This is a genomic window from Acinetobacter sp. PK01, from assembly GCF_022819285.1.
Classification (GTDB): domain Bacteria; phylum Pseudomonadota; class Gammaproteobacteria; order Pseudomonadales; family Moraxellaceae; genus Acinetobacter; species Acinetobacter tandoii.
Genome location: NZ_CP094643.1, coordinates 1736466 through 1762357 on the forward strand (window position 1 = coordinate 1736466; position 25892 = coordinate 1762357).

Consider the following 25892-nt stretch of genomic DNA (forward strand, 5'->3'; position numbering starts at 1 on the left):
ATTTATTAAAAAAGCCGATGCATTCGCATCGGCTTTTTCACATCATCGACTAACAGCCGATTTTTCTCAACTTAAACTGCTGCAAGCGCTGCGTTTAAAGTTTCACTTGGACGCATTACAGCATTTACTTTCGCTGGATCTACAGCGTAGTAACCACCGATGTCCGCAGCTTTACCTTGAACAGCCGCAAGCTCTGCAACGATTTTGTCTTCGTTTTCTGCAAGTGCTTTTGCAAGTGGAGCAAATTTCGCTTTCAACTCAGCGTCTTCATCCTGAGCAGCCAAAGCTTCAGCCCAGAACTTCGCTAAGTAGAAATGGCTACCACGGTTATCCAACTCACCAGTACGACGTGATGGAGACTTATCGTTGTCAAGTAATTGACCCGTTGCTTGGTCTAGAGTTTTCGCAAGAAGTTTTGCTTGAGCATTGTTTTCTTTAATACCTAACTCTTCTAAAGAAACCGCTAATGCAAGGAACTCGCCTAAAGAATCCCAACGTAAGTGGTTTTCTTCTACAAGCTGTTGTACGTGTTTAGGCGCTGAACCACCAGCACCTGTTTCGTACATACCACCGCCCGCCATTAACGGCACGATAGACAACATTTTCGCAGAAGTGCCTAATTCCATAATTGGGAACAAGTCAGTGAGGTAGTCACGTAAGATGTTGCCTGTTACAGAAATCGTATCTAGACCACGCGCTACACGTTCAAGTGTATAACGCATTGCACGTACTTGTGACATGATTTGAATATCAAGACCCGTTGTATCATGGTCTTTCAAGTACTTTTGTACTTTCTTGATAAGTTCATTTTCATGTGGACGGTACGGGTCAAGCCAGAAGATTGCAGGCATACCAGAATTACGTGCACGTGTTACTGCAAGTTTCACCCAGTCACGAATCGGTGCATCTTTCACCTGACACATACGCCAGATATCACCTTCTTCTACGTTCTGTGACATCAACACTTCGCCAGTTTCTAAGTCAGTGATGTTTGCAACACCTGCTTCAGAAATTTCGAAAGTTTTGTCGTGTGAACCGTATTCTTCAGCTTTTTGCGCCATCAAACCTACGTTTGGTACAGTACCCATAGTACGTGGGTCAAAGTTACCATTCCACTTACAGAAATTAATCATTTCTTGGTAGATACGTGCGAAAGTTGACTCAGGCATTACTGCTTTACAATCGTAAGGTTTGCCGTCAGCACCCCACATCTTACCGCCACCACGAATCATTGCAGGCATAGAAGCATCTACAATCACATCGTTTGGTGAGTGGAAGTTAGTGATACCTTTAGCAGAATCAACCATTGCTAACGCAGGACGGTGTTCTTGGCAAGCGTGTAAATCTTCGATGATTTCTTCACGTAAAGAAGTCGGTAAAGTTGCGATCTTCTCGTAAAGACCTGCCATACCGTTATTTACGTTAATGCCAAGCTCATCGAACAATTTACCGTGTTTTTCAAAAGCTTCTTTGTAGTAAATTTTCACACAGTGACCGAAAACGATCGGGTGCGAAACTTTCATCATGGTTGCTTTTACGTGTAAAGAGAACAAAATGCCTGCTTCTTTACAATCATCAAGTTCTTTTTCATAGAAATCGCAAAGCGCTTTCTTGCTCATGAACATAGAGTCGATGATTTCGCCATCTTGAAGCGCAACTTTTGGCTTAAGTACAATGGTTTCACCAGATTTGGTGATCAATTCCATTTTTACGTTACGCGCGCGATCAAGCGTCATCGATTTTTCACCATGATAGAAGTCACCTTCTTCCATGTGTGAAACGTGAGTTTGTGACCATTGCTTCCACTCGCTCATAGAGTGCGGGTGTTTTTTAGCATAGTTCTTTACTGCAGCAGGCGCACGGCGGTCAGAGTTACCTTCACGTAAAACAGGGTTTACAGCCGAACCTAAGCACTTACCATAACGTGCTTTAATCGCTTTCTCTTCTTCTGTTGTTGGGTTCTCAGGATAGTCAGGAATCGCATAGCCTTTTGATTGAAGCTCTTTGATACATGCTATTAACTGCGCAACAGATGCACTGATGTTTGGAAGTTTGATGATGTTTGTATCAGGATCTTGTGTAAGACGACCTAGTTCTGCAAGATTGTCTGGCACTTTTTGCTCTTCTTTTAGGCATTCAGAGAATTCTGCAAGAACACGTGCGGCAACAGAGATATCCGTTTTAACGATCTCTACACCAGCAGATTTAGTAAAGGTCTCAATGATCGGCAGTAGCGAATAAGTCGCCAACAATGGCGCCTCATCAGTCAGTGTGTAAATGATGTTTGACTTTCCACCAGCCATATATAGCCCCTTGTGTTAAATTGAGTATTGAGAACTAGACTTTTGGCCCAGTCCTACGAACCGATTGCTTGATTAAACCCTGAGAGTATCGGCCTTCAACGCTTATCAGTCAACGATATATCTTGTGATAACGACATTTCGTCAGAAAATACCACACAGTTTATGTGGTTTTTTTAAACATTTTTCAAAGTCAATTATTTACATACGGAACAAAATATCTTCTGCATCGCTTATTTTTATCGTTATTCTTTAAAATCGTTGATGTTCATATTCAATTTAATATAGAGCAAGACCATCATCACCTCATCTCAAATTATGATCTATTTCATGTTGAGTCTTGAATATTTATTGAACTTTCAAATTTCTATTTTTTATTCAAATACCTTGATCAGGCGCTATGATAGTGCTAATGATGATTCATATTTAATTATAAATATACAATAACGTATCAAAAAGGATGAGACATGGACACTGTAAAAGGACATACATTATTTAATAATGATCAAGTCATGCAAAATATAGGTGCCCGCTTAATCGACTACAAAGACTGCTATGCCAAAGTGGAACTTTTGGTCGAAAAGCGACATACCCAAGGACATGGTACTTGTCATGGTGGAATTATCTTCACTTTAGCCGATGGTGCTTTTGCGGTTGCTTGCAATACAGGTGACTACCCTGCCGTGGGCCAGCATTGTAATATCAGCTACATTAAACCTGGACGGATTGGTGATGTACTCACTGCAACTGCGGAGTTACGCTCCCAAGCAGGCCGTTCCGAATTTTACGACATTCAGGTGGTGAACCAAAAGCAAGAAACAATTGCGGAGTTTAGAGGTGTATCACGGATGTTGGTTCCGATGAAAAAAGAACAGCCATAACACTAAGTTGGCTCTGTGTATCCATTGTTCATTAATGTTCTATCAATTCTGGTGTCTGTTACATAATGAAATGTTGATTTCTGATTGGTTGTTTAAACTCAATCTTTTTTAGCTTTAGGAAAAGTCAAATGGTTAAATATTTCTTGCCACTTGTTGGACTTAGTCTCTCTTCTTTCTGCTTTGCACAAAATCCTTTAAGTGTTCATGTACTCAATTTGGACAATGGTTTACCGTCTGCAAATGTAAAAGTCGTGCTAGAAACACAACAAAATAATCAATGGATCGAGATCAATTCAGGTACGACCAACGAACAAGGTCGAATTACTGAGCTTTATCCCAAGGACACAGCTTTACAGAAAGGCATCTATAAAGTTACCTTCAAAACAGGTGACTGGTTCCGTCAAAAGAATCAACGTTCATTCTTTCCAGAAGTTCCTGTGGTATTTGTAATTGATGGCTCACTTGATCATTACCATATTCCGCTGTTAATTAGCCCTTATGGCTATTCAACCTATCGTGGCAACTAATGTTTCGAAACAGCTTTACTAAATTCAATATAAAAAACGATGCCATAAGGCATCGTTTTTTAACTCTATTTAAATCTGACAGCTTAAGCTTTTAACCAAGCATCTGCCTTCATCTGATCTTCTACTTTTAATTCCACCGCGGTTAAGCCCGTTTCACCAGCTTGAACTTCAAATTGCATCAATTCATCACGACGGAATGCAAAGATAGTAAAGGTCTCTTTACGTTTCGCATATTGCGCCAAGAGCTTTTCACTGGCTTTTAAGCCATCAATCGCAAGAATCACATCATTGGCAGAAAGTCCTGCTTGCGCAGCAGCGCCATCACGGCGAATTTGCTGAATCAGCACGCCTTCTGGCTTGTCTACGACTTTCATGCCAAATGGCAATGATTTATCATTTTTTAAGCTATAGCTTAAGCCAAATTCAGGGAATAATTGATCGAGCGGCAATTCATCGACGGTATTGATTAAATGATTAATTTGTTCAATCCAATTATCACCCGTCAACTCATTACACAATTCAACAATCGTGCGTTCGTGTACCTGTACACCCTTTTGCGCATTTTCATATAGTTTGCGCATTAAGGCATCTAAGCTTGAACCACGTAAACGCAAACCTAAATCCAGACACAATGCGACTAAACAACCTTTGTTGTAGTAACTAGTGCCAGCATTGTTCGAGTTTTCATCCTGACGATAGAATTTTACCCACGCATCAAAACTAGATTCTGCCACTGTTTGTACATGACGACCTGGGTTCTGCAAGTAACGATCAATCTGGGTTTTAAGTAGTTTTAAATAAGATTCTTGTGAGACCACACCACTGCGAAGCAAAATCAAATCATCATAATATGAAGTAAAGCCTTCAAACACCCAAAGTAAAGTGGTGTAACTTTCTTTGTTTAGGTCATAATTAACCAAATTTTCAGGACGAATAAACTTGACCAACCACGAATGGAAATATTCATGGCTACACAAGCCTAAAAAGCGCTGATAATCTTCCGAAGGTTCAGTAGGCTCATCAACTTTCGGTAAATCACTGCGTGGAGTAATTAAACTGGTGCTGTTTGGATGTTCTAATCCACCATAACTATTGCCCGTTGCCATGGTCATAAAGGTATAGTTGGCAAACGGTGCCGAACCAAACATTTTAATTTCAGTCGCACAGATTTTTTCGATGTCCTGCTGCATACGTTCAGCATTCATGGCATGTTGCCCTGAAACCACAAACTCATGTGTGATGCCTTCAGCATTAAAGCTAAAGCGAGTTTGCTCTGCTAATTCAAACGGTGCATCAATCAGTTCTGCATAGTTTTTGGCTTTTAAGGTATAACGACCTTTGACCAAACTTTTAGATGCCAAGCCTGTTGCTAATTGGAAATGTTTTAATTCATCAGGCAAGAACAGTTCAACTTCAATTTCTTTTTCTTCCTGACCATCCAAACCTAAACAAGCACATGCAGGATTGACATATAAACGGTTCTGATCAACATAGGCGCCACGCACAGACAAATCATAGGCATAGACATCATATTCAACCGTAATAAATTCGTGATCCGTGTTGAACAAGCGCCATTTATTCTTTTCAAATTTCTGAATTTTTAGAACGCGCCCCGATTCATCATACGCGCGCACAGATTCGATGTGTTTAGAAAACTCACGAATCAAGTAACTACCAGGAATCCATGTTGGGAGAGAAAGGACTTGAGTTGGGTTTGCCAAAAAACGCAGTGTGACATGTACAAGATGCTGACGATAATCGTCAAATTCGATTTGATAATGCAACATAATAGGCAGTTCAAAATAAAATAATTAATCTTAGCAACTAGCTTAGCATTTTTTTCTAAACAGATGCAGAACTGTGTTATTTGTCTGCAACTCGGACTAGCCATCAAGTTAAAAAAGGCATAGCATTCCCCTAGTTTTGTCAGTTTCTTGCTGATGGATTAGCTTGATAGGAATACCTTTGAAACGTTTCACTTACCTCCTCGCTTTATTTGCTTTGCTCTGTACTTCTTTTGCAAACGCTACACTCCTTAACTTAGTTCCCGAAAGTGTTCAAGCAGAATCATGGACGATTTTAGACACCCAATCTGGACAAGTCATTGCTGAACATAATAGCCATGCGCAACGCGCACCTGCTTCATTAACAAAAATGATGGTTGGTTATATTGCTTTAAAAGAAATTCAAGCAGGACATTTGCGTAAAGATGAAGTACTCACCGCCACACCTGTTGTAAAAACTGTCATGTGGGACGAATCACAAATGTACCTAAAGGAAGGCGAAAAAATTTCGGTAGATCAACTTCTGGCAGGCTTAATTGTGATGTCAGCAAATGATGCGGCCGTTACGCTTGCCGAGCGTATTTCAGGCAGTATTCCAAAGTTTGTAGAACGCATGAATCAGGAAGCAAAAGCGCTCGGTATGAAAGACACGCACTTTCAAAACCCAGCAGGCATTACCATGCCAGAGCACTATTCATCTGCAAATGATTTAGCGCAATTAGGACAAGCGATTAGTAAGCAAACGCCAGACTATTTTTATTATTCGAAGCAACAAAGTTTTAGCTATAACCAACGCTTCCACCACGCAACTAATTTAGTCCTGAAAATGGATCCTACCGTTGATGGTTTAAAAACAGGCTATACCAAAGCAGCAGGTTATAACCTTGCTCTAACGGCAAACCGTCCTACCATGAACCCTGATGCACCAAATCGTCGTCTAGTCGTTGTAGTCATGGGAACCAAGAGTGCTGCAAAACGTGCGGAAGTTGCCTATGACCTTATGAATTTGGCTTATACCTACACACGCAACGAAGTTGCAATTAAGGATAAGCAACTCATTGCTGAGCTACCGGTGGTGAAATCCACATTGAAAATGTTTAAAGTTCAAACCCAAGCACCTGAACTAATTACAACGTCTTTGTACGACCAACCTTATGCGATTGACTTAAGCACTTACGACAAGATTAATCAGCGTATTATGCTGAATACAGGTGATGGCAGCTTACACCCTGTTAACCCTTTGGCAGAAACAAAAACACATTTAAATATTGAAATGAATGAGCATGCTTTAACTGCTCCGTTGGCGAAAGTCATGCAGTTGGCAACTGTACATGTTTATCAAAATAACCAACTCATCCGAACTATTGCAATTGAAGATGATGTTCAAATTGAAGAAGCCAATGTATTTGAGCGCTTCTTCATCTGGTTAAAACATATCCTGCCTTTTTTGGGTTCAGATGATTTTAAAGTAAAAATTTATCCACTCCATTAAAGTTGAATGCTTTAGTTTGGTTTATGTAAGTTGTTGTAAATTGTAAAACAATTTCAACACATCAAAAAAAAGAAGATGGCATGTTAAGCCATCTTCTTTTTTTAAATAATAAAATAGGTCGGTCAAAATGAACGAACTACATAAAATTGTGATTGTCGGTGGTGGTGCTGGAGGGTTAGAGCTAGCTACTTTATTAGGAGAACATTTTGGTAAACAGGCTAAAGCCAAAATTATTTTAATTGACCAAAATCTGACGCATATTTGGAAACCGTTATTACATGAAATTGCAGTCGGTACACTGAATGCCCACAGCGAGGAATTGAATTATTATGCGCATGCAGCACAACACAATTATGAGTTTGTCTTAGGTTGCTTTACTGAATTAGATCGAAGCAATAAAAGTATTTTATTAGAACCTCCTTTCTCTAGTGTAAGTAAAGATCAGCAGCTCTTTTCTGTTAACTATGACACCCTTATTTTTGCTATTGGCTCTACATCGAACGACTTCAACACAGAAGGTGTACGTGAGCATTGCCATTTTCTAGACCGTCGCGTACAAGCCGAACAATTTCAGCAACAACTTTTGCACTTATATGTGGCCGCGCAAACCCAATCTTCGCTCACAGATTTGAATATTGCCATTATTGGCGCGGGTGCAACTGGGGTAGAATTGGCAGCAGAACTGGTACAGAGTACACAAAGTTTTCATCAATACGGCCTCAATAAAATCGATCCTAAACGAGTAAAAATCTCCCTCATTGAGGCTGCCGACCGCATTTTACCTGCACTGTCAGAGAAAATATCACAGCATACTTTACGTGAACTGCATCATGCCAACATTCAAGTTTTAACCCATAAACGAGTCAGTAAAATTGATGAAACACAAATATATTTTGCTGATGGCGCCAGTATTCCCGCAGATCTAAAAGTTTGGTGTGCAGGGATTCAAGCGCCGCAAGTATTTCAACATCTGACGGAATTCGAAAAAGATCATTTAAATCGTTTAAAAGTCTACGCGACCTTACAAACCAAAACCGACCCGAATATTTTTGCTTTTGGCGATTGTGCACATTGCCAGCCCATTGCCGATGAACCTGTACTTGGACCACGTGCACAAGTCGCGAGTCAACAAGCCCATTTCTTGGTCAGTGCCATGTCTGCACGAATTAAAAACAAGACACAGCCGATGTTTAAATTTATAGATAAAGGCTCATTGGTGTCATTAAGTCATCATAAAGCTGTAGGAGAATTGCTTGGGCAAGTAAACGTGCAGGGATGGGTGGCGAAATCACTTTATGTCTCTTTGTATCGTATGCATCAGGCAACTTTACATGGATATACCCGCACCGCTTATTTTATGGCAAAAGATGCAATGAACAAAAAACTGGCACCTAATATTAAATTGCATTGAAATTTTTTAAATTGCCCTTATTAACTAAAAAATGTCGTAAAAAAGTACAAATTGCAGAATTTTGATGAAATACAGTCAACAAAATCTGCTTTTCACTTTATGATGTACCTTTAAAAATTGAATGGATCAATAACATGACTGCTATTGCAAATAACCACGTGGTTTCTTTCCACTACACATTGACTAACGCAGAGGGTGAAACTCTCGACCAATCTCAAGGTGAACCACTTGCATATTTGCACGGTGCGGGCAACATCATCCCAGGTTTAGAAAAAGCACTTGAAGGTAAAACAGTAGGCGAAAAATTTACTGTTAATGTTCCTGCGGCTGAAGGCTATGGCGAATACAACCCAGACCTAGTACAAGAAGTTCCAGCGCAAATGTTCCAAGGCGTTGATAACATTCAAGCGGGCATGCAATTCCAGGCTCAAACTGATGACGGCGTTCAAATCGTTACAGTTAAAGCAGTTGAAGGCGACAACGTAATCGTTGATGCAAACTTCCCACTTGCTGGTCAAGACTTAACTTTTGAAGTTGAAATCGTAGAAATCCGTGAAGCTTCTCAAGAAGAATTAGATCACGGTCACGTACACGGTGCTGGTGGTCATCACCACTAAGATCGACAGATCAAAAAAAGGGCAAATTTAACTTTGCCCTTTTTTACGCCTAGTGTTTTATTTTTATACATCTCATCTTACTGAATTTTAGTAAATCGTTTTAAAATCAAGTTAAGTAGTTTATTCAAGCACTAAGCTCATGCAATTGATTTGGTTCCGACAAGACTTACGTATACAAGACCACGCTGCTCTTTGGTATGCCACGCAAGCCGATACCTGTTTGGCTGTGGTCATCTTATCTCCTGAACAATGGGCGATTCACCATGATGCACCTGTTAAAATAGATTTTTACCTACGTCAATTGCATTCCTTAAAAGAACAACTCCATCAACTCAATATTCCTCTCATCATTCACCAAGTGCCTTTGTGGAAAGATATTCCTCAAGCTCTACTAGATTTGAGTACAACATATGCAGTAGAAACAATTCATGCCAATATTGAGTTTGGTGTGAATGAGTTAAAGCGTGATAGTGAAGTTCAGAATTTACTTCAACAACATAAAAAATCATTAGAGCTTTATCAAGATCGTACGCTTTTCCCGATTGGCTCAATTCGAAATAAATCCCAACACCCCTATCAAGTCTTTGGTGCATTTAAAAAATATTGTTATGAACAATTTAGTCTAAGTCTTCCGCAATGTTACCCAACACCTACGGCACAGTCTCCTGTCAACCTCATGGTAGAGAGCAAGATTCCTACGCTTGCTGAATTAGGTGCCCAGCCCCTTGAATCTCATTTTGCAATGCAATGGCCTGTAGGCGAAGACTGTGCCTTACAACGATTGGATCATTTTATTGATCATCAAGTTAGTCACTATCAAAATGAAAGAGACTTTCCAAATTTACGAGGTACCAGTCAGCTCTCTCCTTATCTTAATATTGGTTTACTTTCCATTCGCCAATGTATTCAGGCACTATTTCGAAAGCAACACGGGCATTTCCTCCCTGAAAATCTAGGGCAGCAAACATGGTTAGATGAACTGCTTTGGCGTGAATTTTATCAGCATATCCTGTATGACTTTCCACAAGTCTCTAAGCACCAACCTTTCAAAGCAAGTACACAATATATTCCATGGCGCGATACACCTGAGGACTTAATTGCATGGCAACAAGGACGTACAGGTATCCCGATTGTCGATGCTGGTATGCGACAACTGCTTGCTACGGGCTGGATGCACAACCGTGTCCGTATGATCACAGCAATGTTCCTGTGTAAAAACTTACTGATTGATTGGCGTCTGGGGGAACAATGGTTTATGCAACATTTAATCGATGGTGACTTAGCTGCAAATAATGGCGGTTGGCAATGGTGCGCATCTACAGGTACAGATGCAGTGCCCTATTTCCGTATCTTTAACCCGATCAGCCAATCACAAAAATTTGATGCCAATGGCGACTATATTCGCAAATGGGTTCCTGAATTGGCTCATCTCGATGCCAAGAGTATTCATGAACCATTTGCCAAAAATACAAACTTAAAACTGGATTACCCTCACCCTATCGTTGACTTGAAATCAAGCCGTCAGCGGGCAATTGATGCCTTTAGGGGAATTTAATTGCTCCAAATAATTTTTCTTAATATTTATTTGCAACACTTTCAGAGTCTTGCAAATAAATATTAAAAAATATCCAATTCGATGCGAACAACCGACCAAAAACTATACTTTTCATGTTAAAATTCACCTATTCATCTACCCTTGCTGTATTCTTTCCGACACAAGCATTCTCCTGCCAATGGTCGTACGACTAATCTCTCGATTAGACAATTTTATCGCTCTCAAGACTGAAATTCAGTTCCGATAAGATCTGTAAAGCTGTATAGATCAAATCTAGCTTTAGATAATGATCTTGAAGTTACTTAGGCTTGGTTCTCTCCCAAAACCAAGATCAAAAGTCAGATTTTGCAAGTGAAAGATACTAGATACATTGATTGCTAAGTTATGTAACTAGCTCGATTGATTTTGCGCTTGTCCACTCAATTTGGGTGTAAAATTAATCATATATGCTATGACTTAATATATAGCATCAATAGAGATACGATATCTAAAGATCAAACCGATCACTTCGGCACAACTTAAGATAAAACATCTAAAAATCGAAGCAATGAATATGGTAGTTGAAAGAACTTTTTTCTTCATATGAGGTGCTTATGCGTACATTTCTAGTGGTTTTACTCACATCATATTACTTGGTTGGCTGCCAAGGGGCTGTAACACCTCCTCCACCATCTACACAACAGCTTATTCAAGATACGCCAAGTGGATGGGTTGGTTAAATTAAAAAGCCCCTTTGTTTAAGGGGCTTGTTTTTGAACAATACTTGATACAACATTCATAAAGAACCACTCAAGTCATGATCTTCATATTTTTACACGGCTTGTTCATCACGCTTAAAGACCAGCTCACCTTGAATTGAGCTCACTGCATCAAAATAATAACCATCGATGTTGAAAGATTTTAAATCTTCTACACGGTTTAATTGATTCTGAATGATATAACGTGCCATTAAACCACGTGCTTTTTTCGCGTAAAAACTAATGACTTTGTATTTGCCATTTTTCTGATCTAAGAATACAGGCTTGATAATTTCAGCCTTCACTTTACTTTCTTTCACAGATTTATAGTATTCATCTGAAGCCAAATTCACCAACAAATCTGAATTTGTCTCTTCTAAATCAGCATTCACCAATTGCGTAATCTTGTCACCCCAAAACTCATATAAATTATGACCACGTGCATTGGCTAATTTAGTACCCATTTCTAAACGATACGGCATCATTAAGTCCAAAGGACGCAATAAACCATAAAGACCAGACAACATACGTAAATGTGTTTGTGCAAATTCCAAATCTTGCAAAGTTAAATCGTAAGCATCTAACCCTGTATAAACATCGCCTTTAAAAGCAAAAATGGCCTGACGAGCATTCGAAAAATTAAACTCAGGTTGCCACTCACGGAACCGTGCTACATTCAATTGTGCAATTTTTTCACTCACACTCATTAAACTGGCGATTTCTGAAGCAGACAGCTTACGACTTACGTCTATAAGTTGTTGTGAATGCTCTAATAGTCTTGGTAAAGTGTGTTGATCAGTTGGAAGTGCAGATTCATAATCTAAAGTCTTAGCAGGAGAAATTAAGGCGAGCATATACAATTTGATTAAAAAATAATTAAACAGACTATAACAGTAGACTAATTTTTTTTCCAATCTGTGTTTTTACTGATCATAATCGGTAAAATAGCGGATTCTCCTGCTATTAATCCATTTATCTTATGTCCGAGCAAATTTTCATTCCCGGTTCAGTGGGTCAAATTGAAGTTTTCGTTGATTACCCACAAGGCGAAGTGAAAGGATTCGCGGTAATTTGCCACCCCCATCCATTGCAAGGCGGTACGCCGCAACATAAAGTTCCAGCGCTTTTGGCTCAAATTTTAGTTGAAAATGGTTGTGTAGTTTATCGTCCAAGCTTCCGTGGTTCAGGTCAAAGTGAAGGTGTCCATGATGAAGGACACGGCGAAACTGACGATGTATTAAAAGTCATTCATCACGCACGTTTACAACATGCTGGCTTACCATTTTATGCAGGCGGTTTTAGCTTTGGTGCGCATGTCATGGCAAAATGCTACGACGCTTTACCAAGCGAACTCAAATCAATTCAAACTATTTTGTGCGGTTTGCCAACGGCGACTGTTGCAGGTGTACGCCACTATCAAACACCTGAACTTAAAGGAGATATTCTGTTTATTCACGGTGAAGCCGATGATGTAACTTTACTCTCAGACATGATTGCTTGGGCAAAACCACAGCGTCATTTAGTTACTGTTTTACCAGGTGCGAATCACTTCTTTACAGGCTATTTAAAGCAGTTACGTATTGCAATTTCACGTTTCTTATTAATTTAAGCTGTAATACGTTCGGGAAAGACATCATGATCATTCAAGGTGATTTCTTTCTCGAACCTATGCTCTCGTTGAATATTACTCATTGTATTTGATCTATTGGATTAAAATCGTGAATCAATCAAACAGATTCTTTTTTTCTATTTCCTAATTACTTTCTAGCTTTATTGCAGTACTTTTATTCGGCTAAATACCTATTTTTCTGCCTGAATTTCTTGATTAATGCATGATTAAACACACCTCAATTATCAATATTCATGCAATGAAAAATGCTGCTTTACAAGTTTATTTTCTTATATTTTTTGGCATTTTATGCACATTATTATTTAAATAATTAATTGTACAATCAATACTTTAGCTCGCTATAGCTTTCTACTTTTAAATTTCAAAACTACGGTCAGATTTCTATGAAAACATTTTTTGGGGCAATTTTACTTGCTTTAGCTACCACATCAAGCTTTGCACAGGACATTACTGGTACTTGGCACTTTATTGATGACAAAACAGGTGAGCCTAAAGCCTTAGTAAAAATTGAAAAACAATCAAATAATACTTACGCAGGTACTGTTCTCAAACTAACACCACGTCCTGGTTATACACCAAAAGAATTTTGTACTCAGTGCCCTGCACCTTATACCAACAAACCCATTATCGGCATGCAAGTCATTACAGGCCTAAAGACGAATGATCATATAAATTATAGTAATGGTAAAATTATTGACCCTGTTTCTGGAAAGATTTATAGCTTAAAGGGTAAGGTTAGTGCGAATAGTAAAAAACTCTTTTTACGTGGCTATTTCGGTGTTTCTGCTGTAGGTCGTAGTCAAACTTGGGTACGTGTGGAGTAAACAATTACTTTTTCTATTTTTATTGAGTATCACATCTTTAAAATTGAGATAACGCAAATAATTTAAGAAAATGCTGAATGACCCATGATTCAGCATTTTTACTCATTTAAATACAACACATCCCTAAAAATTTTCGACCTAATTATAATCTTTATTCACATACCCATCACTGAGCCGTAATTCAACATAAGGGCATTTAGAATGTTCTAACTTATCTGATAATATTGTTACATCTACTACTTCTAATTCTCTTTTATAAAATGCATCTGTCTGTGGCTTAGTCAAACCATAACGAAGCAACCCACAATTAATTGGCTGTAAATCATCTCGCTTAAACATTTCAACTTGTAATGTATTTTCAATATCACCAACACTGTATTCAGTTAATGATGCAACTGCAATATAATGTTCAGAACATAAAATTTGAGGGCTAAATACTTTTTTATTCAGAAAATTAATTTTTTTATTTTCAAATATAAAAATATTAAAAGATTCATTTACCCATTCACATTTCTCAATTAATTTTTCGGGTGCTTCAAATTTTTCCAAAGATACAAAACTACCAAATTTTCTATTTAAAGAAGATGAATCCAATTCAAATACTGAATTCAGTTCTTGCTCATACTGCTTAGGTTCATATGTACATCCATCATAGCCACCATTTGCCAAAAGAGTTTGCTGATATAAAATATGCTGATCTGCCTTACTAATAAGTTGAATAACTGTATGCATCGAATCAATATTCTTAGAGCGATAGATTACCGTTCCTTCCTTTTGAGTCGGATATCCTACAGCGATATTTCCTGAATTAAAATATCGTGTCCAAGAATATCCATTATCAATATAATGTGGAGGAAAATACAAAGCATGTTGGTTATTCTGTTTTAACTTACATTCAGCCTTTTTATTATTAGATTTTGGAACATCAATCGTTTTGTTAAAATCTAATTCAATCGTCTCATTGATTAAACTTGATAAATCCACAGTATCATTAGCTACTTTCTGCCCATTTAACCATCTATATGAATTGTTTTGCTGTACCTGAGTTAAAGTTGGTATTACATATTCACTATTCTTAGGGCGAAATAAATAATGTTTTAGACCTTCTTCTTTAAAGCCTGTTTGATATTTAGACACATAGGATTCATTTTGATAAATTTTAAAACTTAAAAATACAATAAGTCCAATTCCTAGAACTAAGCCTATTTTATCCCAGAAAGGAGGTATTTTCGTTAATGCTAGCGCCAAGATTAAAAAGAATCCTGAATATAACCATATCACAGCACCCACATTAACTTTAATAATTGCTGTAGAAAATCCAATACACATAAGAACACATGTAATAATACCATACATCCATGCTTTGGATTCAAATGTTCCCAGCATCTCACTTTCTTTAAAATAGCATCTCACTGCTAATAAAAAAGTTAAATTTGCCCATACAGGAAACATTTGGGGAATAGGGACAATCAAAAAATGATATAAAATTGATGTCACCATGACGCCAAAACCAACCATACCATCAACAGCAGGCACGCACCACGATAGAAAAAATAAAAATATCGCAATAAAAATAGCTATTTTAGAAGACATCTTTTTATTCTTGTAGAAATATTGACTTAAATATTAACTATTACTCCACTTGAATTCACTGAAATTTTGATCTTTTTTTAATGTATTTTCAACGGCTTGTGCCAATTGATTCAATAAACTTTGCTCAGCAATCCGATCTAACCAGTCCTGATCTTCCGTTGGATATGAGGTAATCTCACAAACCAAATGCCCTTCTTGATCTGAACTTTGACAGGTAATCGATAAAGGTAGAGCATGATTATCGACGCTTACAGCAACATGATCACCACTTTGTGGCAAGGTATGGAAGCCGTATTGACTGAGTTTGCCAACCAATAAATCTGCTACATATTCTTGTGTAATATGACATTGGTTCCCAGATTCCACCATATGTTGATGTAGCTCGCAGTTGGCAGTGAATTGTAATTTTCGCATAGCTCTACCCAAAGGCATTTTTGTTATATGGGTTTAGCATAAGCAATAAAAACAAAACAGCCAAGCATTTGCTTGGCTGTTCAATCATAAATAACTGACTTATTGAGTCACAAGTCTTATTCAGTCACCTGAATGGCTAAACCTGCTTGATTTGCAAGTTCAGTAAAGGTTGGGAAACTGGTTGCTACTGTTTCTGTACCCAAAATTTTGATCTCACCAGAACTACGTAAACCCGCCATACTAAAGCTCATGGCAATACGGTGGTCATGGTGTGATTCAATTTCACCGCCTGCAAAGATTGCAGACCAATCTCCAGACTGACCTTTACCTTCAATAATGATGCCATCATCTGTCGGTGTACAGTCAATGCCCATGGTTTTCAGACCATCTGCCATCACTTGAATACGGTCAGATTCTTTCACACGCAATTCTGCTGCACCTGTTAGTACAGTTTGCCCTTCGGCACAAGCCGCCGCAATAAACAACGCTGGGAACTCGTCAATCGCTAGTGGTACTTGGTCTTCAGGCATATGAATACCTTTTAAAGTACGACTACCACGAATACGAATATCTGCAATAGGTTCGCCACCTGCAATACGTTCATTTTCAACAGTGAGATCAGCACCCATTTGTTTCAAAATTTCAATCACGCCTGTACGCGTTGGGTTAATGCCTACAGCTTCAAGCGTCACGTCTGAACCTTCAGTAATTGCAGCACCGACCATAAAGAATGCAGCAGAAGAAATATCTGAAGGTACCTGAATGTCTGTACCAACTAACTTACCACCACCTTGCAGTGAAATACGATTGCCTTCAGTTTTTACTTCATAACCAAAAGCACGTAGCATACGCTCAGTATGATCACGTGTTGGCTCTGGTTCGGTCACAGAAGTTTCACCTGCTGCCCACAAACCCGCCAATAGAATACCTGATTTCACCTGAGCAGAAGCCATTGGTAAATCATAGTGAATGCCTTTTAATGGCTGGCTACCTGTAATCGATACTGGCGGTGTACCACGCTCACCTGTGGTCTGAATTTGTGCACCCATTTCACGTAAAGGTTTCGCAATACGCTCCATTGGACGTTTTGACAAAGAGGCATCACCCGTCATGACTGAATCAAATTTTTGTGCAGAAAGCATTCCCGACAAAAGACGCATAGATGTGCCCGAGTTACCCATATACAACGCGCCCGCAGGTGCTTTTAGACCATGCATGCCAACGCCATGAATGGTCACTTCACCATTTTTAGGTCCTTCAATGCTTACGCCCATATCACGGAAGGCTTGTAATGTTGCTAAAGCATCTTCACCCTCTAGGAAACCTGTGACATGTGTTGTGCCTTCTGCAATCGCACCAAACATGATAGAGCGGTGAGACACAGACTTGTCTCCAGGCACGGTAAACTTACCTTGGAACGTTTTAGGGCCTGGTAAAATGGTAAATTGTTGTGTCACCTTATTTTTCTCCATCAGGGGTTTCTTGGCTAACATGTGATTGAAATGTTGTCGTGCAGCTTGAGCATTGCCAAGCAAACCCATTAAGGCTGGCGAATCTTCATCTTCAATCAGTTTTCTGAGTACAGCAAGTTGTTGTTCAAATCCATCTACAGCATTTAAAATGGCTTTTTTATTGGCAAAGAAGATGTCATGCCACATTTGCGGATCACTGGCCGCAATACGTGAGAAATCACGAAAACCACCCGCAGCATAACGGAAAATATCCAAATTATCTGCGCGATTGGCCAATTGTTCGACTAAGTTAAATGCCATCAAATGCGGTAAATGACTGGTATGCGCCAACACTTCATCATGTTTTTCCACATCCATGCAAATGACTTCAGCTTTTGCCGCTTGCCAAAGGGTAATCAGTTTTTCAACCGCCCAAAGTGCACTGCTTGGAAGTGGTGTCAGAATGACTTTATGATGCGCAAATAAATCGACTTTACCTGCATGAACACCTGTATGTTCCGCGCCCGCAATTGGATGACCTGGTACAAAACCAGCAGGCAACTTTTCACCGTAAACGGCTTTGGCTGCATCAACAACATTCCCTTTGGTACTGCCTACATCAGTAATGATGCAATTTTCTGACAAATACGGCTTAATGGTAGCTAAAACTTTTTCTGTCGCTCGTACAGGCAAGGCAAGTACCACCAAATCGGCACCTTGCACAGCATCAACTGGATTAGTAAAACCTTCAGCAATTAATCCTAAAGCTTTTGCATCGTCCAAGGTCTTACTTGAACGTGTTGATGCGACAATTTGTTTCGCCAGTTTTTCAGCAACTATTACACGAGCCAGACTTGAACCAATCAGGCCAAGTCCAATAAATGCAACTTTTTCAAATAATGGCTGTGTCATCTTTTATGCTTTCGCCTCTAAACCCCACACTTTGGCAAGTGCATTTCAACGATATCTATATGCTTAAGTTTTTTTAACTTAAAAGTTTTTGTAAGCTGTCTCAGTATATCAATACATATTCCAAATTTTAGATTGGATTGAATATACGAGACAGCAACACCACCTTTTATGGCGAATGTTAGAGCACAGCGATTGGGTAAGAACCCAATACACGTACTTCTTTGACTAAAGGACGAATTTCTTCAATTGCCGCTTTCACATTTTCTTGTTCAATATGACCTTCAAGATCAATAAAGAACACATAAGCCCATTTCTCTGGAAGTGCAGGACGCGTTTCAATACTGGTCAAACTAATTTGATGTTTTGCAAAAGGAGCTAAAATTTCGAGTAAAGCTCCTGCACGATCATGTGCCGAAATCAGTAAAGAGGTTTTGTCATTACCACTTTGTGGCACTTTTTCACGACCAATGACCAAGAAACGTGTCGTGTTTTCTGGATTATCTTCAATGTTACTGTGTAGAATTTCTAACTCATAAATACTTGCAGCAACGTCCGATGCAATCGCAGCCGAATGCCATTCATTACGAATACGGCGCGCAGCTTCTGCATTTGAGTTGAGTGCAACACGTTCAACACCTGGATAATGTGCATCCAACCATTTACGGCATTGTGCCAAGGTTTGTTGATGTGCATAAATCTGTTTAATACTGTCTTTACGGGTATTTTCGGAAATTAAGAATTGATGATGAATACGTAGTTCCACTTCACCAATCACATTTAATGTCGATGATTTAAAACAGTCTAAAGTATGGTTCACGACCCCTTCAGATGAGTTTTCGACTGGTACTAAACCGTAGTGTGCACTGCCCGCTTCAACTTCACGAAATACTTCATCAATCGTTGGTAAAGGACGAACCACCGCATCCTGACCAAAATGCTTAAGCACGGCCGAATGTGTAAATGTTCCCACAGGACCCAAAAAAGCAATGCTTTGCGGTGCTTCTAGTGCTAAGCATGCTGACATAATTTCACGGAATAAACGTGCCATTGTTACATCCGACAAAGGCCCTTCATTACGCTCCATGACATTACGCAGAACTTGTGCTTCACGTTCAGGACGGTAAAACATTGGATTCTCTTCAGAGGCAAACTTTGCTTTTGCTACTGCTTCAGCCAAGCGCGCGCGACGATTAATCAATTGTTGAATCTGTTGATCGACAGAATCAATATCTTCGCGAATCTTGGTCAAGTCCAGAGAAGTCGTAGTGTTTTGATCGTCGTTGATCATTGTTATTTCGCCCTTCGAAAACGTGAATGCCGACAGTATATCAAGAGTTCAATGAAATGGTAGGCAATAAAATCTGGTTTCATCCTGATTTCAACGCTATAGCCCGTAATATTTGCCAAAATCTAACTAAAGTTTGAGTTGTAGAATAGATAGAGCATCTGGCTTAGCGAGCTTGAGCATAAGATGGTTTGAGTATATGGGCTAACCCTCCATAAAACATCATTCTTAATACCGCACAACATTGAAAATTGATGAATCACGTTATCTTTATTATTTTTTATTTAAAACATAGCACTAGAAAATTTCATTAAGAATATGACATGATCAAGGCATATTACTTTAGATCACAATTTAACCACAATTTAATATGCCGTATTTCACAATTTGTCTGTTATTTTAAATTTAAAAATGCTATTCGGAGAATAAAAATGCCAAAAAGAATTGCAGTTTTAGTCACACATGACTTCGAAGATATGGAATATGTCGAACCTGTTGAAGCCTTTCGTGCTGCGAGTCATAGTGTAATCAATATTGAAAATAAAGCAGGCAATATTGTATACGGAAAAAAGCGCCGATATTCTGTCACTATAGATCAAGGCATTGATGATGTTACAGTACACGAATTTGATGCTTTGCTTATTCCTGGTGGCTATTCACCAGATCACTTAAGAGCAGATGAACGCTATGTCGATTTTGTGCGGCGCTTTGCCAATGCACAAAAACCGATTATGAGTATTTGTCATGGTCCACAATTACTGATTAACGCAGGCGTGGTAAAAGGTCGGCGTATGACCACCATGAAATCTGTTATTGTCGATTTGCTTAATGCAGGTGCAGTGTTTTATGACGAAGCAGTAGTAAATGACAATAATTTGTATATTTCTTCGCGCTCACCCGAAGATCTGCCCGCCTTTATTCGCGAAAGTTTGACTGTGCTCAAGCTTTAAGTCAAAAAAAGAGCCTCTCGGCTCTTTTATATTGTTAGCGCCCTATCATTCCACGAGCGACGATTTCTTTCATAATTTCGTTCGTTCCACCATAAATCCGCTGAATTCGAGCATCGACAAAGAAACGGGAAATTGGATATTCTGTCATATACCCATAGCCACCAAACAATTGTAGTAATTGATCTGCCACTTTCATTTGCATGTCGGTTGAAAAACTTTTTAATGCTGCGGCTGTTTCCACATCAAGTTTACCTTGCATATAGAGCTCTACATTTTGATTATAAAAAGCTGCTGTCGCCAGCTCATCAATTTTTGCCTGTGCCAAGACAAAACGCGTATTTTGAAATTGCCCAATCTTTTGTCCAAAAGCCTGACGTTCTTGTACGTATTGCGTGGTCACATCGAGTGCCCCACGAATCGCCCCTAAAGCCGTCGCGGCAATCGCTGTTCTTTCACGTGGCAACTCCTGCATAAGATAGTTAAATCCATGCCCTGCTTGTCCCAATAATTGATTCTTAGGCACTTGCACATTATCAAAAAACAATTCTGAAGTATCCTGAGAATGCAAACCGATCTTGTCTAAATTGGTTCCTTTCTTAAATCCATCTAAATGGGTATCTAATAAAAGTAAAGACACCCCTTTAGCTCGTGCTTGCGGATCGGTTTTCACTGCAAGGACCACGAGGTCCGCATGTTGTCCATTTGAAATAAAGGTTTTAGAACCATTCAGTACATAATGATTGTCTTGCAAAATAGCAGTGGTACGTATTGCCTGCAAATCTGAGCCAGCCCCTGGCTCAGTCATCCCAATCGCCCCCACGACTTCACCCGAGACCATTTTAGGTAACCAATATTGTTTCTGTTGTTCTGTGCCAATATGTAAAACATAAGGTGCAGCAATTTCAGAATGACATGAAATCGCGGTAGAAAGTGCACCATATCCTGCACGCGCAGATTCTTCCACCAACATTAAAGAATAATAGGTAGGTACACCATAGCCACCATATTGCTCAGGTACATCTACACATAAAAAACCATTTTCACCCAATTTATTCCATACAGAACGCGGCATAATGCCAGCTCGTTCCCATTGCTCATAATCTGGGGCAATATGCTCTTGCATAAAGCGTTTAAAATTATCTTTAAATAGTTCTAAATCTGCATCGTAGGCTAACATTATTCTTCCTGAGTTATTTTTAATCTTCATCAGACATGCTAGGCAATTTTATAGCATCTGTCATGTGCAACTTTTATCTTATTTATGGCTACTTTAGGTCAATACAAAAACAAAAAAGGAAGCCGAAGCTTCCTTTTTTCAATCACATTAGATTAAGCGTGTGCTTGATTACCTTCATCCATCATTTGCTTGTCTACCTCTTCAGGATTCGCTAAAGCAAAATCTAGTTTTTCCTTGTCGAGCTGACCGACCCATTTCGCAACCACAATAGTTGCTAACGAGTTACCCACCAAGTTGGTTAACGCACGAGCTTCAGACATGAAACGGTCAATACCTAAAATCAGTGCTAAACCAGCAACTGGGATATGACCTACCGCAGACAAAGTTGCAGCCATCACAATAAAGCCTGAACCCGTTACACCTGCAGCGCCTTTAGAAGAAATCAACAACACTAATAACAAAGTAATTTGGTGTGAAATATCTAATTGAGTATTGGTTGCTTGAGCGATAAATACCGCAGCCATGGTCAAGTAAATTGAAGTACCATCTAAGTTAAATGAATAACCTGTTGGAATCACCAGACCAACCACAGATTTTTCACAACCTGCAATTTCAAGTTTCTTCAACATACGTGGCAATACTGATTCTGAAGAAGACGTCCCTAAAACGATTAATAATTCTTCACGAATCATACGAATCATTTTTAAGATACTGAAACCACAGATACGGCTGATTGAACCCAATACAATAAAGATGAACAACAAACAAGTAATATAGAAGCAGATAATCAACTGAGCCAATTGCGCTAAGCTGCCAATACCATATTTACCAATAGTAAATGCCATTGCACCAAATGCACCGATAGGCGCAAGCTTCATAATCATATTTACAATATTGAAGAAGACATGCGAAATTTGGTCTATCAGTTTAAGAACTGGCTTACCAGAATCACCTAATTTGTGTAGTGCAAACCCAAATAAAATAGCGAATAACAATACTTGAAGAATTTCACCTTCAGCAAAAGCACCCACCACAGTATGTGGAATGATATTCATTAAGAAATCGACAGTACTCTGAGACTGACCTGATTCTACATATTTAGAAATACCTGACACATCTAAAGAGGCAGGGTCAATGTTCATACCTACACCTGGTTTAGCGATGTTAATCACCAATAAACCAATCAGTAGCGCAATAGTAGAAACGATTTCAAAATAAAGGAGAGCAATACCACCCGTTTTACCCACCGATTTCATACTTTCCATGCCAGCAATACCGCTAACAACTGTACAGAAAATCACTGGGGCGATGATCATTTTAATCAATCGAATAAATGCATCACCTAAAGGTTTTAGCTGTTCGCCTAAACCTGGGACATATTGTTCGGCACCATTTACAATCTGGGTTCCACTTGGAGAGAAATGACCAACCAGAATACCTGCAATGATGGCAACAATCACTTGAAAATACAGTGATTTATAGATGGGTTTTTTAGCCATAGCGTTACTTCTAAACATATTTCTAGAACTAGAAACATCCAATATTAGTCTATTCCTAAGAATACACAGCCCTTAAAATTCCTTTTATAATCACTACAAAAGGCTATAGGTATTAAATCAGTCTTAATACCTTCTGATTAAACTAAATAATAATATCCGCGATTCCATCGCAGTTAGACTATTGAAAATGAATATTTTCAATATGATAGAAAAAACAACTCATAAGAAAAACTTAACAGTTTTCCTTATTCGGTTGAATTCTACCGAATTTTTGAACAGTAAATCTACATATATTTTTAAATTTGATTAAATTATATTCATTTTTTATTAGACATTAGTCGCATATCCCAACCATCATTTTCCTTCCTTTTATATCAAAATCTTTCTATTATCCATTTAAACATTCTCCCTCGAAACACGAAATTACACAGTGATCTAAGCAAATGACAACCAAAAGAAATTTATACAAAGATTTTGAGCATCCTTTTGCCCAATTTGTCCGTATTGTTGGTAAAGGAAAGAATGGTGCAAGATCACTCACTTATGATGAAGCCTATCAAGCATTCAAAATGATTTTGAACGATGAAGTCCTTGATGTGCAATTGGGGGCTTTTTTGATGCTGTTACGTGTGAAAGAAGAGTCTATAGACGAATTGGCAGGTTTTGTACAAGCAACGCGTGACACATTAAATTTTAAAGCTCTTGATGTTGATCTGGATTGGTCTTCGTATGCAGGTAAACGTAAGCATTATCCTTGGTTCTTATTAGCCGCATTAACTTTGGCACATCATGGCTATAAAATTGTCATGCATGGTGCATCTGGGCACACCTTAAATCGCGTGTATACCGAACAAGTACTTGAATATTTAGGTTTTCCCATCTGTCAAAATCAAGATGAGGTTGAGCAGCAACTACAACAACGTAATTTTGCCTATTTACCTTTAGAAGTTATTTCGCCCATCCTGAGTGAACTAATCGCATTACGCAATGTCATGGGATTACGCTCGCCAATTCATACGCTAGCGCGACTGATTAATCCGTTTAACGCGAAAGCCACTTTACAAGCCATTTTCCACCCCGCCTATCGTAGCTCTCATCAACAAACTGCTTTTAAACTTGGTTATCAAAACAGTGCCGTTATTAAAGGTGAAGGTGGTGAATTCGAGCGTAACCCTGATGCAAAAACCCTAATTTGTGGGATTAAAGATGGAGAATTGTATGAATACGAGCTTCCTAAACTGACAGAAAATCGAAGTCCAGTTGAGGAAGAACTTGATTTAGCTCTATTTAAATCTGTCTGGCAAGGTCAACAACACCATGAATATGGTGAAACTGCGGTCATAGAAACCATGGGCATTGCCTTGTATACCATGGGAGTCTGTGAAAGTTACCCTAATGCGATGCTGAAGGCGAAAGAGCTTTGGTTAAATCGCTTCTAAGCATGCCATTCCAATGTAATGACAACAATATAACAATTAACAAAAAGGACTCTATCTGGAGTCCTTTTTCTATCTTAGCTATTTGCAAAACTTTTTGACTTAAACAAAACGAATTGGCTTAAATTCAGGTTCGTTTTTGTGATGATCATCATCGCACTCTTCACCTTCTTCTTTCGTGCCACGGTCAATATAACCGCTACGCTCAGTTTCTGGTAAATGCTTCATTTCCCACGCATACACAGCTTGCATACAAATTTCACGTTGCTCTTTGGTTAATGCAACACCATTTGGCCATTTACCAATTTCAATCGCAGTCTTTAAACGACCAACAATATCTGGATCAAGTACAGCCAGCATTTGTTCAATATTCATTTTTAATCCTGTTGTTGCAATGAATCAAAATCACGATTCCAACCTAGTTTAGTACGACAAGCCATATAAAAGTCATACCCAGGTGGGTGCAAGAGGTTTAATTTAAATGGATGTTTGCGGATATGCAAACTATCTCCTACATTGAGTGAAACACTATGTTGCCCGTCGGCGCTGACCATTGGCAATACACGATTTTCACGAATCAGAATTTTAATTTCACTATGACCACCCACAACAATTGGACGTGATGAGAGTGTATGCGGATGCATCGGGACTAAGGAAATCGCATCCATACTCGGATGCACAATAGGTCCACCACCCGATAACGCATAAGCAGTTGAACCGGTTGGTGTAGAAACAATCAATCCATCACTGTGCTGACGATACACATATTGCCCATCGATGTTTAATTCAAAGTCAATCATGTGTACAGACTTACCCGAATGCAATACAACGTCATTTAGGGCAATTGCATCATGAATCGTTTCACCCTTAGAGCGAACTTCCATTTCCAACAAAAAACGGCGGTCTTGCTGGAACTCACCTTGTAAGACTTGATCAAGCTTATAGATGACTTCAGTTGGTTTAATATCTGTAAGAAACCCTAAACGTCCACGGTTTACACCAATCACAGGCGTATTATATTTCACCAAAGAACGAGCAGCATGTAATAAGGAACCATCACCCCCAACCACAATAACCAAATCTACAACCTCACCCAATAATGCTCGGCTGACTGTCTGTGTATTTTTATAAGGGACAAGCTCGGCGGTTTCTGCATCAAAAACAGGATGTAAACCCAAGCTCATAAGATGATCGTGAATGAGGCTTAAAGTTTCAACAACAGAAGATTTGTCTGGTCGACCAATTAATCCAATATTCCGAAAAGACTTGTGTGAAAGTTGCACCTATGTGATCGCTCCGTTAGGATTCTGGCTTATGATACCATTAACCCGATTGAAATAAAAAACCTTATAAATAGCCTGATTAGCTCAAACATTTATATAGCTTTTCGCATCTGTGACAGATTTATTATTGCAAA

22 protein-coding genes are annotated in these 25892 nt (G+C 38.9%); 11 read left to right on the forward strand and 11 right to left on the reverse strand.

Translation table 11 applies throughout. The features are described 5' to 3' along the window. Positions 1 to 71: 71 nt before the first annotated feature. Entirely contained in the window at positions 72 to 2303 is a 2232-nt protein-coding gene (locus MP622_RS08295) for an NADP-dependent isocitrate dehydrogenase (RefSeq protein WP_016167492.1), read from the reverse strand. Positions 2304 to 2767: 464 nt separating this feature from the next. On the opposite strand from MP622_RS08295, the gene paaI reads away from it, so the two are divergent. Next, entirely contained in the window at positions 2768 to 3181 is a 414-nt protein-coding gene (gene paaI / locus MP622_RS08300; RefSeq protein ID WP_016167491.1) for a hydroxyphenylacetyl-CoA thioesterase PaaI, read from the forward strand. Positions 3182 to 3309: 128 nt separating this feature from the next. After that, the gene (gene uraH, locus MP622_RS08305; protein ID WP_243793401.1) at positions 3310 to 3708 is read left to right on the forward strand and encodes a hydroxyisourate hydrolase; all 399 of its coding nucleotides are present in this window, start codon (positions 3310 to 3312) and stop codon (positions 3706 to 3708) included. A gap of 83 nt (positions 3709 to 3791) precedes the next feature. Here uraH and MP622_RS08310 read toward each other — a convergent pair whose 3' ends face one another. Continuing rightward, positions 3792 to 5495 (reverse strand): PDZ domain-containing protein, encoded by a 1704-nt coding sequence (locus tag MP622_RS08310; protein WP_243793402.1) that lies wholly within the window; start codon positions 5493 to 5495, stop codon positions 3792 to 3794. Positions 5496 to 5673: 178 nt separating this feature from the next. Here MP622_RS08310 and MP622_RS08315 point away from each other — a divergent pair, with 178 nt between their 5' ends. The 5 genes from MP622_RS08315 to MP622_RS17395 all read left to right on the forward strand — a co-directional run bounded on the left by MP622_RS08315 (position 5674) and on the right by MP622_RS17395 (position 11286). Beyond that, positions 5674 to 6984 carry a D-alanyl-D-alanine carboxypeptidase PBP6B gene (locus tag MP622_RS08315; protein ID WP_243793406.1) on the forward strand — a complete coding sequence of 437 codons (1311 nt, stop codon included), beginning with the start codon at positions 5674 to 5676 and terminating at the stop codon, positions 6982 to 6984. A 127-nt stretch (positions 6985 to 7111) separates the two neighbouring features. Beyond that, entirely contained in the window at positions 7112 to 8395 is a 1284-nt protein-coding gene (locus MP622_RS08320) for an NAD(P)/FAD-dependent oxidoreductase (RefSeq protein WP_243793408.1), read from the forward strand. A 134-nt stretch (positions 8396 to 8529) separates the two neighbouring features. Continuing rightward, a complete protein-coding gene (gene slyD, locus MP622_RS08325; RefSeq protein ID WP_243793409.1) occupies positions 8530 to 9012 on the forward strand; it encodes a peptidylprolyl isomerase in 483 nt (160 codons plus the stop codon). A 139-nt stretch (positions 9013 to 9151) separates the two neighbouring features. Then, on the forward strand, positions 9152 to 10567 hold the full coding sequence (gene phrB / locus MP622_RS08330) for a deoxyribodipyrimidine photo-lyase (protein WP_243793411.1): 1416 nt from the start codon (positions 9152 to 9154) through the stop codon (positions 10565 to 10567). Positions 10568 to 11160: 593 nt separating this feature from the next. Beyond that, positions 11161 to 11286: a hypothetical protein gene (locus MP622_RS17395; RefSeq protein WP_016167484.1), complete on the forward strand. Its 126-nt coding sequence runs from the start codon at positions 11161 to 11163 to the stop codon at positions 11284 to 11286. A gap of 92 nt (positions 11287 to 11378) precedes the next feature. Here MP622_RS17395 and yaaA read toward each other — a convergent pair whose 3' ends face one another. Continuing rightward, positions 11379 to 12158 (reverse strand): peroxide stress protein YaaA, encoded by a 780-nt coding sequence (yaaA, locus tag MP622_RS08335; RefSeq protein WP_151504091.1) that lies wholly within the window; start codon positions 12156 to 12158, stop codon positions 11379 to 11381. Between the two features lie 125 nt (positions 12159 to 12283). On the opposite strand from yaaA, the gene MP622_RS08340 reads away from it, so the two are divergent. Next, the gene (locus tag MP622_RS08340) at positions 12284 to 12913 is read left to right on the forward strand and encodes an alpha/beta hydrolase (protein WP_016167482.1); all 630 of its coding nucleotides are present in this window, start codon (positions 12284 to 12286) and stop codon (positions 12911 to 12913) included. Between the two features lie 404 nt (positions 12914 to 13317). After that, positions 13318 to 13758 (forward strand): DUF2147 domain-containing protein, encoded by a 441-nt coding sequence (locus tag MP622_RS08345; protein WP_016167481.1) that lies wholly within the window; start codon positions 13318 to 13320, stop codon positions 13756 to 13758. A 138-nt stretch (positions 13759 to 13896) separates the two neighbouring features. Here MP622_RS08345 and MP622_RS08350 read toward each other — a convergent pair whose 3' ends face one another. The 4 genes from MP622_RS08350 to pheA form a co-directional block, all read right to left on the reverse strand. Then, the gene (locus tag MP622_RS08350; RefSeq protein ID WP_243793413.1) at positions 13897 to 15351 is read right to left on the reverse strand and encodes a hypothetical protein; all 1455 of its coding nucleotides are present in this window, start codon (positions 15349 to 15351) and stop codon (positions 13897 to 13899) included. Positions 15352 to 15384: 33 nt separating this feature from the next. Beyond that, positions 15385 to 15765 carry a hypothetical protein gene (locus MP622_RS08355; protein WP_243793414.1) on the reverse strand — a complete coding sequence of 127 codons (381 nt, stop codon included), beginning with the start codon at positions 15763 to 15765 and terminating at the stop codon, positions 15385 to 15387. 116 nt (positions 15766 to 15881) lie between these two features. Continuing rightward, positions 15882 to 18128: a bifunctional prephenate dehydrogenase/3-phosphoshikimate 1-carboxyvinyltransferase gene (locus MP622_RS08360; RefSeq protein ID WP_243793415.1), complete on the reverse strand. Its 2247-nt coding sequence runs from the start codon at positions 18126 to 18128 to the stop codon at positions 15882 to 15884. 178 nt (positions 18129 to 18306) lie between these two features. Further along, positions 18307 to 19416: a prephenate dehydratase gene (gene pheA / locus MP622_RS08365; protein WP_016167477.1), complete on the reverse strand. Its 1110-nt coding sequence runs from the start codon at positions 19414 to 19416 to the stop codon at positions 18307 to 18309. A 428-nt stretch (positions 19417 to 19844) separates the two neighbouring features. Here pheA and MP622_RS08370 point away from each other — a divergent pair, with 428 nt between their 5' ends. Continuing rightward, positions 19845 to 20363 carry a type 1 glutamine amidotransferase domain-containing protein gene (locus MP622_RS08370; RefSeq protein ID WP_243793416.1) on the forward strand — a complete coding sequence of 173 codons (519 nt, stop codon included), beginning with the start codon at positions 19845 to 19847 and terminating at the stop codon, positions 20361 to 20363. Between the two features lie 34 nt (positions 20364 to 20397). Here the strand turns inward: MP622_RS08370 and MP622_RS08375 are convergent, their stop codons facing one another. Further along, on the reverse strand, positions 20398 to 21540 hold the full coding sequence (locus MP622_RS08375) for an acyl-CoA dehydrogenase family protein (protein WP_243793419.1): 1143 nt from the start codon (positions 21538 to 21540) through the stop codon (positions 20398 to 20400). Between the two features lie 152 nt (positions 21541 to 21692). Further along, positions 21693 to 23039, reverse strand: a complete 1347-nt coding sequence (locus MP622_RS08380) for a dicarboxylate/amino acid:cation symporter (RefSeq protein ID WP_016167474.1) — start codon at positions 23037 to 23039, stop codon at positions 21693 to 21695. 443 nt (positions 23040 to 23482) lie between these two features. Here MP622_RS08380 and MP622_RS08385 point away from each other — a divergent pair, with 443 nt between their 5' ends. Beyond that, a complete protein-coding gene (locus tag MP622_RS08385) occupies positions 23483 to 24478 on the forward strand; it encodes a glycosyl transferase family protein (protein WP_243793420.1) in 996 nt (331 codons plus the stop codon). A 99-nt stretch (positions 24479 to 24577) separates the two neighbouring features. Here MP622_RS08385 and MP622_RS08390 read toward each other — a convergent pair whose 3' ends face one another. Further along, positions 24578 to 24850 (reverse strand): YeaC family protein, encoded by a 273-nt coding sequence (locus MP622_RS08390; protein ID WP_016167472.1) that lies wholly within the window; start codon positions 24848 to 24850, stop codon positions 24578 to 24580. Between the two features lie 2 nt (positions 24851 to 24852). Continuing rightward, a complete protein-coding gene (locus MP622_RS08395; RefSeq protein WP_016167471.1) occupies positions 24853 to 25758 on the reverse strand; it encodes an NAD(+) kinase in 906 nt (301 codons plus the stop codon). Positions 25759 to 25892: the final 134 nt, after the last annotated feature.